The sequence below is a fragment of the Maribacter sp. C-4077 genome, assembly GCF_055378385.1.
In genome coordinates this window covers 2,340,866-2,355,532 of sequence record NZ_AP038807.1, presented here as the reverse complement: position 1 = coordinate 2,355,532, position 14,667 = coordinate 2,340,866, and the positions used below count along the sequence as shown (strand labels likewise).

The 14,667-nt window shown below is 41.1% G+C and carries 13 protein-coding genes; 10 read left to right on the top strand and 3 right to left on the bottom strand.

Translation table 11 applies throughout. The features are described from left to right. Positions 1–31: 31 nt before the first annotated feature. Entirely contained in the window at positions 32–529 is a 498-nt protein-coding gene (locus tag ACZ41C_RS10130; protein WP_161595359.1) for a lipocalin family protein, read from the bottom strand. 699 nt (positions 530–1,228) lie between these two features. Between ACZ41C_RS10130 and rplM the strand changes: the two genes are divergently transcribed. The 4 genes from rplM (at position 1,229) to tsf (ending at position 4,337) form a co-directional block, all read left to right on the top strand. After that, a complete protein-coding gene (rplM, locus tag ACZ41C_RS10125) occupies positions 1,229–1,684 on the top strand; it encodes a 50S ribosomal protein L13 (RefSeq protein WP_138258800.1) in 456 nt (151 codons plus the stop codon). Next, positions 1,684–2,070 (top strand): 30S ribosomal protein S9, encoded by a 387-nt coding sequence (gene rpsI / locus ACZ41C_RS10120; protein ID WP_138258801.1) that lies wholly within the window; start codon positions 1,684–1,686, stop codon positions 2,068–2,070. Before rplM ends, rpsI begins: the two co-directional genes overlap by 1 nt. A gap of 246 nt (positions 2,071–2,316) precedes the next feature. Next, positions 2,317–3,450, top strand: coding sequence for a 30S ribosomal protein S2 (gene rpsB / locus ACZ41C_RS10115; RefSeq protein ID WP_138258802.1), 1,134 nt, complete (start codon positions 2,317–2,319; stop codon positions 3,448–3,450). 62 nt (positions 3,451–3,512) lie between these two features. Further along, complete coding sequence (gene tsf / locus ACZ41C_RS10110; protein WP_464561150.1) at positions 3,513–4,337, top strand: translation elongation factor Ts; 825 nt, start codon at positions 3,513–3,515, stop codon at positions 4,335–4,337. Between the two features lie 74 nt (positions 4,338–4,411). Here tsf and ACZ41C_RS10105 read toward each other — a convergent pair whose 3' ends face one another. Next, positions 4,412–6,283 (bottom strand): M61 family metallopeptidase, encoded by a 1,872-nt coding sequence (locus ACZ41C_RS10105; protein WP_464561148.1) that lies wholly within the window; start codon positions 6,281–6,283, stop codon positions 4,412–4,414. Between the two features lie 174 nt (positions 6,284–6,457). Between ACZ41C_RS10105 and pyrH the strand changes: the two genes are divergently transcribed. The 6 genes from pyrH to ACZ41C_RS10075 all read left to right on the top strand — a co-directional run bounded on the left by pyrH (position 6,458) and on the right by ACZ41C_RS10075 (position 13,975). Beyond that, positions 6,458–7,165: a UMP kinase gene (pyrH, locus tag ACZ41C_RS10100; protein WP_138258805.1), complete on the top strand. Its 708-nt coding sequence runs from the start codon at positions 6,458–6,460 to the stop codon at positions 7,163–7,165. Positions 7,166–7,204: 39 nt separating this feature from the next. After that, a complete protein-coding gene (gene frr / locus ACZ41C_RS10095; protein ID WP_138258806.1) occupies positions 7,205–7,759 on the top strand; it encodes a ribosome recycling factor in 555 nt (184 codons plus the stop codon). A gap of 211 nt (positions 7,760–7,970) precedes the next feature. After that, positions 7,971–10,358 carry an efflux RND transporter permease subunit gene (locus ACZ41C_RS10090; RefSeq protein WP_464561146.1) on the top strand — a complete coding sequence of 796 codons (2,388 nt, stop codon included), beginning with the start codon at positions 7,971–7,973 and terminating at the stop codon, positions 10,356–10,358. A gap of 82 nt (positions 10,359–10,440) precedes the next feature. Further along, positions 10,441–11,874 carry an asparagine--tRNA ligase gene (gene asnS, locus ACZ41C_RS10085; RefSeq protein ID WP_464561144.1) on the top strand — a complete coding sequence of 478 codons (1,434 nt, stop codon included), beginning with the start codon at positions 10,441–10,443 and terminating at the stop codon, positions 11,872–11,874. 38 nt (positions 11,875–11,912) lie between these two features. Next, entirely contained in the window at positions 11,913–13,370 is a 1,458-nt protein-coding gene (gene rpoN / locus ACZ41C_RS10080; protein WP_464561142.1) for an RNA polymerase factor sigma-54, read from the top strand. Beyond that, the gene (locus tag ACZ41C_RS10075) at positions 13,370–13,975 is read left to right on the top strand and encodes a hypothetical protein (protein WP_464561140.1); all 606 of its coding nucleotides are present in this window, start codon (positions 13,370–13,372) and stop codon (positions 13,973–13,975) included. Before rpoN ends, ACZ41C_RS10075 begins: the two co-directional genes overlap by 1 nt. On the opposite strand, the gene ACZ41C_RS10070 is transcribed toward ACZ41C_RS10075, so the two are convergent. Further along, positions 13,970–14,650, bottom strand: coding sequence for a porin family protein (locus ACZ41C_RS10070; RefSeq protein ID WP_464561138.1), 681 nt, complete (start codon positions 14,648–14,650; stop codon positions 13,970–13,972). The genes ACZ41C_RS10075 and ACZ41C_RS10070 overlap by 6 nt on opposite strands. Positions 14,651–14,667: the final 17 nt, after the last annotated feature.

Genomic DNA, 14,667 nt, shown 5'->3' with positions numbered 1-14,667 from the left:
CTTGGAAGGTTTTAGCATCGAGATTTGTTATTTATCGTCGTTGAAAGACCAATTGTCCTTCCTCATCAAATTCCGGGATTTGGAGATCCTCGGCATCTACCAGCATGGTATCCCCGTTAATGGTTACATTGACTTCCACTACCTCTCCATTTACGTTCACAAAACTTACCACATTATTTTCGTAGGTATAGGTACTTGTCTCGGTTTCAAAGGTTGTGGGGCATGGAATATCGAAACCAGAGGTTGTATCAATTTCAAGATAGTCGGTTGAATTTGTTGCCGATGCCGTCAAATCGGCATTAAACTGTAACGTTATAATAGTACAGTTTTGATCCGTTAGGTATGCAAGGGCTTCCCTGGCAAAAATGGCATTGTCACTTGCCGTATTTTCATCGACACGAAGCTCGGTCGCCTCCCAGGCACCCACAATATTTGCAGTTGCATCAATATCTGAGCCGTTCCCTTTGTCGGAACTACAGGAAATGGCCAAAAAGGCTGTTGTAAGAATCGTCAAATACGTCTTTTTCATTTGTTTATTTTTATTGTTTGTCATAGATCATGCTTTGGCTACGTTCAGCACAGGGTTGTAATTATTCACATCATTTCATTTGTTTAGCATGGGTGTTCAAGAATCTTCGATTTCGCCATCGTGAAGCTTATCGGGACATCTCAGTGGGTATTAAGACTTGTAATAGCTTACTACATATCTTTTATTTTTTGTTTATTATGTACGTTGGTTTTGCTATTAAATGGAACGCTTTCTACCTGAAGCAATTAAATCGAATATATCCATCTCATTTTTTCCAATTAACACCTTGCTTGAACTAAAATTTCACCTAATTGATTATTAATTCTTTAAGTACATATAATAACATCATGTCAAGAGTACGTAATCCAAAGTTTAGAACGTCCAAGTTGATAGAATATTTTCCCGGAAACAATTAAAGTCTTCCATTCAAAAATATTTCAGTTCCGGCGAAAGTATCAGGGTTACCCTCACAAAGCTTTAACGCTTTAATTTTCAAATTTAAATTAACATAATTTGCCAAATATCATTTTCTTCCAAGTACTGGGAACAACTATTTTTATCCTTTCCTATCGAATCAAAAATTAGTCGTGGAAAAATCTGAAAATATTTAGAAACAAGTATTTGCAATTCATTTTAATAATTGTACATTTGCAGCCCATTTCACGGGATTGAATAGAATAATAGTTAAAAACAGTAGCAGTGGATACACTAAGTTATAAAACCATATCCGCCAACAAATCAACCGTAAACAAAGAATGGTTGTTGGTAGATGCCGAAGGAGAAACGTTAGGTCGTTTGTCTTCAAAAGTGGCTAATTTATTGAGAGGAAAGCATAAACCAAGTTTTACTCCACATGTTGATTGCGGTGACAATGTTGTAGTCATCAATGCTGAGAAAATTACCCTAAGCGGCAATAAATGGGCAGACAAAACGTATCAAAGGTATACGGGTTATCCAGGAGGACAGCGTTTCACAAATGCGAAGGTTTTGTTGGACAAAAACCCAACTGCCATTATCGAGAAAGCTGTTAAGGGCATGCTTCCAAAGAACAAATTGGGCGCGGACCTTTTCAGAAACCTTAAGGTGTATGCTGGTGCCCAACATGGTCAGGAAGCACAAAAACCAACTGCGGTTAATTTAAAAGATATTAAGTAATGGAAGTGATTCACAAAATAGGTAGAAGAAAAACTGCTGTTGCCAGAGTTTACCTTTCCCAAGGAAATGGAACTATTACTATAAACAACAAGGATTTAAACGTTTATTTTCCAACCGCTACGTTACAATATAAGGTAAAACAACCTTTTACACTTACGGATACTACGGATAACTTTGATGTACGGGTAAACGTATTTGGCGGAGGAATTACCGGTCAAGCCGAAGCGATTCGATTAGCAATCTCCAGAGCCATTTGCGATGTGGATAGTGAAAACCGCACAATCTTGAAACCCGAAGGCTTGTTGACAAGGGATCCAAGAATGGTTGAAAGGAAGAAATTCGGTCAGAAGAAAGCCCGTAAGAAATTCCAATTCTCCAAGCGTTAATCCAACGATTTTTTCAAAGCATCCGTCATTTGGCGGATGCTTGTTTATATTAATCTTGCCGGTGCAATTCCGGTATTTTTATTAACAAGTTCATTGAAAGTCCGCTTTTCGGACACTTAAAAATCCTTCATTCCATTTAAAATGAAGGTAACTTAGTTTAGCATCTAAATGATGAAGGCTTCCTTCTTTAAATTAGGATACCACTTTGTCATTGCTATTTCAAAAGAACGTAAACTAAATTTAAAAATGGCGAAAGTCGAAGTAAAACAATTATTAGAAGCAGGTGTGCATTTTGGCCACCTTACCAGAAAGTGGAACCCCAACATGGCTCCTTACATCTACATGGAGCGTAACGGTATCCACGTAATCAATCTTTACAAAACTGTTGCGAAATTGGACGAAGCCAATGAGGCTTTGGCTAAAATTGCTGCATCGGGAAGGAAAATTCTTTTCGTTGCTACGAAAAAGCAGGCGAAGGACATCGTTGCAGAGAAAGCATCGAACGTAAACATGCCCTACATCACTGAAAGATGGCCAGGTGGTATGCTGACCAACTTTGTAACCATCCGTAAGGCCGTTAAAAAAATGGCTTCCATTGACAGGATGAAAAAAGATGGCACGTTCAACACCCTATCCAAGAAAGAGCGTCTACAAGTAGACCGTTTAAGGGCTAAATTGGAAAAGAACCTTGGTTCCATTTCTGAAATGACCCGTTTACCAGGTGCGTTGTTCATCGTGGATACCATGAGGGAACACATTGCAGTGAAAGAAGCCCAAAAATTGAACATTCCAATTTTTGCCATGGTCGATACGAATTCGGACCCCAGGGATGTGGATTTCGTTATTCCATCCAATGACGATGCTTCAAAATCCATTGAAATCATTATGGCCCAGGTAACCGAGGCCGTTGCCGGAGGTCTAGCCGAACGCAAATCTGAAAAAGCGGAAGGTTCAGAAGAAAAGAAAGAGAAAAGCTCCAAAAAGAAAGAGAAAGAAGCTAAGGAAAAACTAGAGCCAACTCCAGACAACGTGGACACCAAACCAACCCCTGTTGTAGACAAGGTTCCTAACGTAACTGTTGACGTTGAGGCGACAAAGGAAGCGGTAAAGAAGGATAAAAAGGCCGAGGCCGATGACCTTACCAAAATTGAAGGTGTGGGACCAAAAGCTGCCGAGGCTCTTGTAAATGCCGGTTTGGATACCTATGCAAAAGTTGCCAAAGCCGATGCTGATGAAATGAAAGAAATCTTGACAGAAGCAAGTTCCAGAATGGCGCATTTAGACCCAACTTCATGGCCAAAGCAGGCTCAAATGGCCGCGGACGGTCAATGGGACGAGCTTAAGGAATGGCAGGATAGTGTTAAAGGTGGTATTGAATAAAGGCACTCTTATAAATAATTGATAATTAAACCTCCCTTTAAAGGGAACAAAAAACATAGAAAATGGCAAAGATTACAGCCGCAGAAGTAAACAGATTAAGACAAACAACAGGTGCTGGTATGATGGACTGCAAAAAAGCCTTGGTTGAAGCCGAAGGTGATTTTGACAAAGCCATCGAAATTCTTCGTAAAAAGGGACAAAAGGTCGCTGCAAATAGAGCCGACAGGGATTCCTCAGAGGGTGCCGCCATCGCCAAAGTAAACGATGACAACACAAGCGGTGTAATCATATCGCTTAACTGTGAAACCGACTTTGTGGCCAAAAATGATTCTTTCGTTACTTTGGCCAACGAATTAGCTGATTTGGCTATAAGCTATGATACCAAAGAAGCTTTCTTAGCTGCGGACTTTAAAGGAATGACCGTTCAGGATAAATTGACAGAGCAAACTGGCGTCATTGGCGAAAAAATCGAAATAGGAGGTTTTGAAAGGTTAAGCGCTCCTTTTGTTGGATCATACATACATGCCGGTAACAAGATTGCCGTCCTAACAGGTCTTTCAGCGGCAGTTGAAGGTGCAGACGTTGTTGCCAAGGATGTGTCCATGCAGGCAGCGGCAATGAACCCTGTTGCATTGAACGAGGCAGGTGTTAATCAGTCCATTATCGACAAAGAAATAGAAATCGCAAAGGATCAACTTCGTCAAGAAGGTAAGCCTGAAGCTATGTTGGACAACATCGCAAAAGGAAAATTGAACAGGTTCTTCAAGGATAACACCTTGGTGAACCAGGATTTCATCAAGGACAGCAAGCAAAGTGTTGCCCAGTATGTAAAATCGGTAGACTCAAATTTAGAAGTAACCGGATTTAAGCGAGTTGCGCTAGGATAAGCATCGATTCCCTCTAATAATAAAAAATGCCGGACATTGGTCCGGCATTTTTTTATTGCATAATTTTTCAGACACTACCCTTTTAGCCAAGCGTTTCTAAGTGCTTTGATTTCATCTGAAACATCTTCAATAGGGGTAATCTTATTCACAACTATCGTAGGGGTTCCAACGGCACCTTCTACCGTTACGACTTCTCCATCCCTTTCCAATTCCAATTTTATCATCGTATCAGGACCCCATCCAAAACTCTGTCCTATAATTGGTCTGATCGACTCTAGGTTTATGGCCGTTCCGTTAATGCTTTTGATAACATCCCCTCCTTGAACGCCCAAACCTTTGAAGAAAGAATTTAACTCGATTCCCTTTCGAACGAAAATAGCGTCATTATTGGATTGATCCACATCGATATAAGGTATTTCACCTTGCAAAAAATAACCTGATTTCTCCTCTACTTCGTTTAGGGTCAATCCCATTTTAGCAAGGTATACGGAATAATCTATGGGTTTGTTCCCTATTACGTGCTTATTGAAAAAATCCCGTACTTCGGGGTATGTTATAGATACAATCTCATCAATAAGTTTGTCGTCCTCAAAAGGGGCATCTACCCCATACTTGTTTGAAAGTTCCTTCATCAACCAAAGCACTCCCTTTTCCCCATTACTTTTTTCACGGATTAAAATGTCCAAAGCCATATTGATCAATGCTCCCTTTTCATAGACATTCGCGTAGTTACTTTCGTAGGGTGTTTCCAAGATATTCATGCTCATGGTGGTAAAGGACATGGCATCATCATAGCCTTTTGCATTATCCATTTTAGTGCGCATCCTTTCATAAAATTCCGCTTCATCTATTAGCCCCTCATGCACCTGAAACAGGTTGGCAAAATATTCTGTAGTTCCTTCGTACATCCATAAATGTTGCGACATTTTAGGGTCATTGTAGTCGAAGTAATGAATCTCATTGGAATGCACGGAAAGTGGTGTCACAATGTGAAAGAATTCATGGGAAACCACATCTACCATGGCCTGTTCCAATCTGTCCTGAGGTATCGCCTCAGGTAAAACCACGACAGTAGACGTATGGTGTTCCAAGGCACCGAAGCCCCTGGCATCCGTATCCTCCATAGTAGACAGGTACAATAAAATATTATATCTTTTTGTAGCATCAATATCTCCCAAAAATGCCTTTTGTGCGCTCATCATGCCCTCCATTCGATTCCGTAAATCACTAGCTAGGTAGGCTCCCGTTGGTGAAAATATACTTAAAGTAACTTCAATCCCACCTACCTTGAATGTCTCCTTATCCGGTTTGGTGTAGAAAATTGGGTTATCAATAATTTCAAAATACCTATTTGCCATAAATACATCCCCATTTTCGATAGCATCGTCCAATACAACTTGGTTCAAGGAAGTAGCCGCTTCCAAACCGAAAGGTTTTTCGATGATTAATCGGTAGGGTATTTCCTTATATCCATCAAAATAACCTACGAATCCATGCAAATTCAGCATATAATTGGAGTCCTTTTCTATGTTCGTTCCAGCCGGCGAGAAAACGGCATCCTCCACTTCGTTTTCGGTATCATAGGTATCGTTTACAAAATAAGATATCTTGTCCAACATCGTGGCGTTGGAAATGTTCCACGTGTTTACATCTAATTTTGATACCTGCATAGGATTCCCTGAGTAATCATACGCAACAAGACCTTCTATATATTGTCCGTAATCATCGGCACTGTAGGTACCAGGAACCGTTTTAGGAATTCTAAAAGATATTTGATCTACCGTAAAGGCACCGGGATCCACTATTACTTTCACTTGATCATTGGTAACGTTGACCAAATCCATGAAGACCTGGACAGGCCCCTTATCAATGGTCGTTAAGTTTTTACCAGCACCACAACCATAAAGAAAGGCTATTGCAATTACATAAAAGAATACTTTTTTCATTCTTTCTATCATTAAAACAAATTATTAGTCAAAAAATCAAATCCTCCTGCAAGGATATTAAAAATACCAATGATAGCCGTTTCGATTAGTAAATAATTATGTTTTAGGGGCCCCGTTATCACCATGTCCACCATAGATTTTTTTCATTATTTTTGCTCTGAAACAAATCAAACAATGCAATACAAAAGGATACTTTTAAAACTTAGCGGTGAAGCCCTGATGGGCGAAAAACAGTATGGTATAGATGCCAAAAGATTGGATGAATATGCCGAAGAGATTAAAAAAGTAGTGGATAAAGGTATCGAAGTGGCCATTGTTATTGGCGGGGGCAACATCTTTAGAGGGCTGGCCGGAGCCGCTACCGGAATGGACAGGGTACAAGGTGACCATATGGGTATGCTGGCCACAGTTATCAACGGTTTGGCATTACAAAGTGCCTTGGAAATGAAGAAGGTTCAGACCCGATTACAATCTGCCATTAAAATCAACGAGGTCGCAGAACCTTTTATACGAAGAAGGGCGATGCGTCATTTGGAAAAGGGACGCGTCGTTATCTTTGGGGGCGGAACTGGAAACCCATATTTCACAACGGATTCCGCGGCTGTTTTACGGGCCATTGAAATTGAAGCCGATGTCATTTTAAAAGGAACCAGGGTGGACGGAATCTATACCTCGGACCCAGAAAAGGATAAAAATGCCACCAAATTTGATACCATCTCGTTTAAGGACGTTCTTCAAAAAGGACTAAAGGTTATGGATACCACGGCTTTTACCCTAAGTCAGGAAAACGAACTTCCCATTGTTGTGTTCGATATGAACAAAAAAGGAAACCTATTGAAAATTGTAGATGGTGAAGCGGTGGGAACTACCGTGAACATGTAATTTTGGTATAATTTGTGCTTTTGAATACAAAATTTTGATATGAACGAAGAAATACAATTTGTTTTGGACTCCGCCAAGGAAAGTATGGATGCCGCAGTGGCCCATTTGGAGAGGGCTTTTGTTAAAATCAGGGCAGGAAAGGCCAGTCCTGCGATGCTATCTTCCGTATTGGTAGAGTATTATGGATCACAAACACCATTGTCCCAGGTAGCCAACATCAATACACCGGATGGTAGGACGATTTCCGTACAACCTTGGGAAAAAGGAATGCTACCCGAAATAGAAAAGGCGATTATGAACGCCAACCTTGGCTTCAACCCTATGAACAATGGCGACCTTATCATAATCAACGTGCCGCCACTTACTGAGGAACGCAGGGTCCAATTGACCAAACAGGCAAAGGCCGAAGCAGAACACGCAAAAGTAGGCGTACGAAGTGCTAGGCAGGATGCGAATAAGGAAATCAAGGATTTGGACGTTTCCGAAGACCTTGAAAAAAACGCTACCGCAGATGTGCAGGAACTAACGGACAAATACGTTAAGAAAATCGACGATTTTCTGAGCGCAAAAGAGGCCGAGATAATGAAGGTTTAATTAAACCTGCTTTCATCGAGGGATTTTTTATGGTAAGTTAAATGCCGCTACAAAAAGAATTGATTAAGAATCCAGTTATTAATCTATTTTTAAAAGTATGAAGCAAAGAGAGCGGACCAGTGGTCCGCTCTCTTTCGTATTTATATTCTTCCAATACTTTTTAGGTTCAATTAACCACAATGGTTACCTTTGCAATCGCCTAAAAACAAGTATGGTTGCTAAACTTACCAAAGGATTTTGGCCAATAACGGCCAGGATAATACTGAGGAATAGGATTCTTATTTTATGTTTGGTTGCTGGAATTACCATATTTCTCGCCATGCAATGGGATAACATGCGTTTTTCCAATTCCCAGGCCAATCTTCTTCCGGACGACCACCCCATAAATTTGGAATACCAGGAGTTTCTGGATCAGTTTGGCGAGGAAGGCAACGCCGTAGTGTTCGCCATCAGGGATTCCGCCTTGTTCACTCCGGAAAATTTCAATCGGTGGAACAAACTAAGCAAGCAATTGGAGGCTTTCCCCGAAGTCGATTTTGTCCTTTCTACGGATAACCTGAAAGAACTTGTCAAGGATACCGTTGAACAGAAATTCGTGATGCGCCCTTTGATCGAGGAAACCCCGGATTCCAGGGCTGAGGTCAATCGTATCGCCCAGCACCTTTTCAATGAACTTCCTTTCTACGAAAACCTGATCTACAACAAAGAATCCGGCACCATAAGAACAGTTATGTATCTGGACAAGGATATTGTGAATACCAGTGTCCGAAAGGATTTCATTTTACAAGACCTGAGCCGACTGATCAAAACCTTTGAGGAAGATACCAACTTTGACGTTCGTATCTCTGGAATGCCATACGTGCGTACGATGAATTCCCAGAATATCATAGACGAAATTGGCAAGTTTATCTTGGCCGCGCTTGGGGTGACCTCACTCATCTTCTTCTTTTTCTTTAGAAGTTTCAGGGCTACCTTCATTTCAATGTGTGTTGTTATAATTGGGGTGATGTGGGCCTTTGGGGTATTAGGCCTTTTACAATATGAGATAACCGTTCTTACGGCATTGATTCCTCCCTTGATCATCGTAATTGGCATCCCCAATTGTATTTTCCTGATAAATAAATATCAACAGGAAGTCAAAAAACATGGAAATCAGGCTTTATCACTTCAACGGGTAATTTCCAAGATCGGAAATGCCACCCTTATGACCAATGTTACAACGGCATCCGGTTTTGCCACCTTCATCATAACCGATAGTAAGTTACTGAAGGAATTTGGTATTGTGGCCTCCATCAATATTATCGGGATTTTCATATTGTCACTTTTGATTATACCCATCGTTTATAGCTTTCTGTCCCTTCCTAAAACCAGGCATTTAAAACACCTGAACAAAAGATGGATCGATGCCTTCGTAAATTGGATGGAAAATATCGTCCGTAACAGAAGAATCGCCGTTTATATCATTTCCATTTGCTTGTTGGTGGTGAGCATCATCGGAATTTATCAAATAGATATTTCAGGAAGCCCCATTGAGGATATGCCCAAAAAGGCCGAATTTTTTAAGGATATACGCTTTTTTGAAAATGAGTTTGATGGTATTATGCCTGTTGAAATTGTGGTGGACACGAAGAATCCCAAAGGCGTCATGAAGCCGGCCACCCTACGAAGAATGGACCAATTTGGTGAAGTGATTGCCGAAATCCCGGAACTTTCACCATCCCTATCCGTAGTGAATCTGGTGAAGTACTCCAAACAGGCATTTTACAACGGAATCCCAAAGTATTATCAATTACCCACCAGCCAGGAAAATACCTTTATCATGGATGTGGCCCGGAAATCATCGGATGAGAGCAATCTGCTGGATAGTTTTGTGGACAGCACAGGACAAGTGGCCCGTATGACTACCTACATGCGCGATGTAAAGACTAGCCGCATGGAACAGATCGAGGAACGTCTTTTGGAGAATATCACTAAAATATTTCCCGAAGAACGTTATTCCGTCTACATGACCGGTAGTGCCCTCCTATTTTTGAAGGGAACCAAGTACCTCGTTAAAAACTTGGTAATGTCACTTGCGCTGGCCATTGGATTAATTGCCCTCTTTATGGCCTATCTATTCCGGTCCTTTAGGATGATCGTAATATCACTCATACCCAATTTGTTGCCATTAATCGTTACCGCGGGCATCATGGGATTCATTGGTGTACCTATTAAACCTTCAACCATTTTGGTATTCAGTATAGCCTTTGGTATTTCCGTAGACGATACCATACACTTCTTGGCCAAGTATAGACAGGAACTGGAGGCCAAAAAATGGCAGATCAAAAAATCCGTGTACGCGGCCTTACGCGAAACAGGTGTTAGTATGTTCTACACATCCATTGTACTTTTCTTTGGATTTTCAGTGTTCATCATCTCCAATTTTGGGGGAACGGTCGCTTTGGGGGCCCTTGTTTCGGCCACCTTATTGTTCGCCATGTTGGCCAACTTGATTTTGCTACCTTCCCTGCTGCTCTCCCTGGAGAAAAGCATCGCCAACAAGAATACCCTGAAGGAACCACAAATAGATATACTGCCACAGGACGAGGAAAACGATTAGGTACCGCTAAAACCGATGCTTATTCATTTATTCTTTTGGGTCAAAAACCTATCTTTGGCTTTTAATTTTCAATCGATTTATAATGCGCTCAGTAAGCATCAAAGAACTCCTAACAGGAAAGCAATTATTACAGGAAATTACCGTGAACGGATGGGTACGAACTTTTAGAAGCAATCGGTTTATCGCCCTAAATGATGGTTCCACACTCCATAATATTCAATGTGTTGTGGATTTTGAAAAGTTCGACGATGCCATATTAAAGCAAGTTGATACAGGTGCCGCCCTAAAGATTACAGGGACCTTGGTGGAAAGTCAGGGTAAGGGACAAAGTGTTGAGATCCAGGTAAGGGATATCTTCGTTCATGGAGGTGCCGATCCAGAGGTTTATCCCATTCAGCCCAAAAAGCACTCTTTGGAATTTCTACGGGAGAAGGCACATCTAAGGGTTCGCACCAACACGTTCAGCGCGGTGATGCGCGTACGTTCTGCCCTAGCCTTCGCAATCCACCAGTATTTTAGGGATAATGGATTTTATTATTTTCATGCCCCTATTATTACCGGCTCAGATGCCGAGGGTGCAGGCGAGATGTTCCGGGTAACCACATTGGACGAAAAGAACCCCCCATTAAAAGAAGATGGAACGGTCGACTTTAAGGAAGATTTCTTCGGAAAGGAAACCAATCTCACAGTTTCAGGGCAATTGGAGGCCGAAGCATACGCTATGGCATTGGGCAAGGTGTACACCTTTGGACCTACTTTTAGAGCAGAAAATTCGAACACCTCCAGGCATCTGGCGGAATTTTGGATGATCGAACCGGAAATGGCCTTTTATGACCTGGATGCCAATATGGATCTGGCCGAAGATTTTATCAAATACGTTCTTCGCTATGTCCTAGATCATTGTGAAGAGGACCTGAAGTTTCTGGAAACCCGATTGCTGGATGAAGAGAAAACAAAACCACAGGCGGAACGTAGTGAAATGGCCCTGATCGAAAAATTGAAGTTTATTACGGACAACAATTTTAAACGTGTTACCTATACGGAAGCCATCGAAATCTTAAGGAATAGCAGTCCCAACAAAAAGAAGAAATTCCAATATTTAATCGATGCATGGGGAGCTGACCTACAAAGCGAGCATGAGCGCTATCTAGTTGAAAAACACTTTAAATGCCCTGTCATCCTTTTTGATTATCCGGCAAAAATAAAGGCCTTTTATATGCGTTTAAACGAGGACGGGAAGACCGTTAGGGCCATGGATATCCTTTTTCCCGGTATTGGGGAAATCGTTGGCGGTTCGCAAAGGGAGGAGCGCTTGGATGTTCTTAAGCAGAAAATGGCCGCCTTGGATATCCCCGAGGAAGAACTTTGGTGGTATCTGGATTTACGAAAATTCGGTACCGCGGTTCATAGCGGTTTTGGCTTGGGGTTTGAACGTTTGGTGTTATTTGCAACTGGAATGGGTAACATAAGGGATGTCATTCCTTTCCCAAGAACACCACAGAATGCCGAATTCTAAGCGTATTTGGTTATTTTTATAGATAGTGAATAAAAGAGATGTTAAAACAGCACTTACAGTTTAAGCTTTCCCAAAAGTTATCTCCTCAACAGATTCAGTTGATGAAGTTGATTCAGCTACCCACACAGGCGTTCGAGCAACGCTTAAAACAGGAGCTGGAGGAGAATCCCGCGTTGGAAAGCGGTAAGGAAGATCTGGACATTGCTACGGACGATTATGACGACATGTACGAGAACGAATCCGATAGTGAGACTATAGCTGCCGATGATATCAACATAGACGACTATCTTAGTGATGATGAAGTCCCGGATTATAGGACACAATCCAATAATTATAGTGCTGACGACGATGAAAAGAGTGTTCCCTATGCTGCCGGAACAACGTTCAATCAATATTTGATCAATCAGCTGAACACGGTGTACCTGAACGACGAGGAATGGGCGATTGCCGAATTTCTAGTGGGCAGTGTGGATGAAAGCGGGTACATTAGAAGACCAATTTCGGATATTTTGGATGACCTTGCCTTTACCCAAAATGTCTTTACGGACGAGGTAACGATAAAAAAAGTGTTGTCCATTGTACAGGAATTGGATCCTCCCGGGGTAGCGGCCAGGTCTTTGGAAGAATGCCTTATTATTCAATTGGAACGGAAAGAGCTTACCCCAAGTATCGAGTTGGCAAAGGCCATTCTTAAAAAGTCATTTGATCAATTCACCAAAAAACATTACAAAAAGCTTATCCAAAAGCACAATGTTACCGAAGAAGAATTAAAGGATGCTATCTCTGAAATAGAAAAATTGAACCCAAAACCGGGTGGATCCTATTCTGGTAATACTAGAATCATTGAACATGTAGTGCCGGATTTTTCCATCCGCATAGTGGAAGGGGAGCTCGAACTTAGTCTTAATGGACGTAACGCACCGGAATTGCACGTATCCAAGGAGTACAGCAACATGCTCAAAGGCTACAAGGAATCCAAAGACAAAACCAAATCCCAAAAGGATACGGTCCTTTTTATCAAACAAAAATTGGATGCCGCCAAATGGTTCATAGATGCTATCAGACAGCGCCAACAGACCTTGTTCATTACCATGAACGCCATTATGCAGTATCAAAAGGAGTATTTCCTAACCGGGGACGAGCGAAACCTGCGCCCTATGATCCTAAAGGATATTGCCGATGAAATAGATATGGACGTGAGTACCGTCTCCAGGGTGGCCAATAGCAAGTACGTAGACACCCCCTATGGAACAAAATTGATCAAGGAATACTTTTCAGAATCCATGAAAAATGATCAGGGGGAAGACGTTTCTACCAAGGAAATCAAAAAAATATTGGAAACGGTCATCAAAAATGAGGAAAAAAGAAAACCTCTGACGGATGACAAACTTGCGGCTATCCTAAAGGAAAAAGGATATCCTATTGCCCGGAGGACGGTTGCAAAATATAGAGAACAATTGGATATTCCGGTTGCCAGATTGAGAAAGGAAATTTGATGAAACTTTTCTTTCATACAATATCCTATATTTTTCATCCAATTTTTGTACCGATTGCGGGTACTGCAGCCTATTTCTTGACCACCCCAAAGTACAGTCCCCTAGAAATACAAAGCGGCAATATCCTGCCCATATTTATCCTAACGGTTATTATCCCAATAATAACCTTTTTAATCCTAAAAAACCTGGGGGTAACCAATTCCATTTTTTTAAACTCTGTCAACGAAAGAAGGTACCCTTTATTCATACATATCATCTTACTGGGATTGATATTGTTCAAGGTAATCCCCAACAACTACATCGCGGAACTGTACTATTACTTCGTGGGACTTATGGGAGCCTCATTTGCATGCTTATTGCTGATTTATTTCAATTTTAAGACTAGTTTACATGCGGTTGGGATTGCGGGTATACTCATGTACCTAATCAACCTTAGCATCCATTTTGAGATAAACATCATTATCGCCATTGGCCTTATGACCTTGATGACAGGTATTGTTGTTTCCGCTAGGTTGTACCTTAAGGCACATTCAAAACTAGAAATTATTGTAGGTTTGTTGATCGGACTTTTGTCCCAACTTCTTACGGTAAAGTTTTGGTTATAGAATGTAGAAAATTAAACCGACCCTTAACGGCTTAATATCAATAGACTCATTATTTAGAATTGCGTTATCCCCCAATAATTCTGTCAACGAATAATAAATGTGTACATTAAAGGTATTATAACCAACATTAAAAGTTGGTCCGTATTGAAAACTATTTACATCTGTATTGAAAAAGCCATCCCTATATTCGGAAGTTACCAATTTAGACCTGGCCCCAACCACGTATCCAAATTTCACTCCTGCATATATTCTCCAAAATTTGTAATCCTCCAAGGTGGAATTGCGCCATCTAAACTCCAAAGGAAACTCAATTAAATGCGTCTCCACCTTACTTCTTTTAAAACCCGGGATAGTACCTCCAAAATTATAGGAAAAGCCGTCAAGAAGCTCTGAAACCACTAAATTGGAGTAATAGGTGTTCAAGGCAAAACCTAAGCCGATTCCAAGCGCTTTCGTTCCTCTTTCATTCAATGGCACGTCCTTTATAATACCACCTTGGAGTCCATAGGATAGGTTTCTTTGATTAAAGCCCTGCGGTCGATTCCGAATAAAGTTGTACGTAATACCCAGATAAAATTGATCTTCAAAGTACCGCTCCCTGTTTTCAGAAGAGGTGTCTTGGGCAAAACATGCCAAGCCAAAAATGAAAGTCAACACAAATATGAAAAGCCTCATACTCCAAAATTATTCAC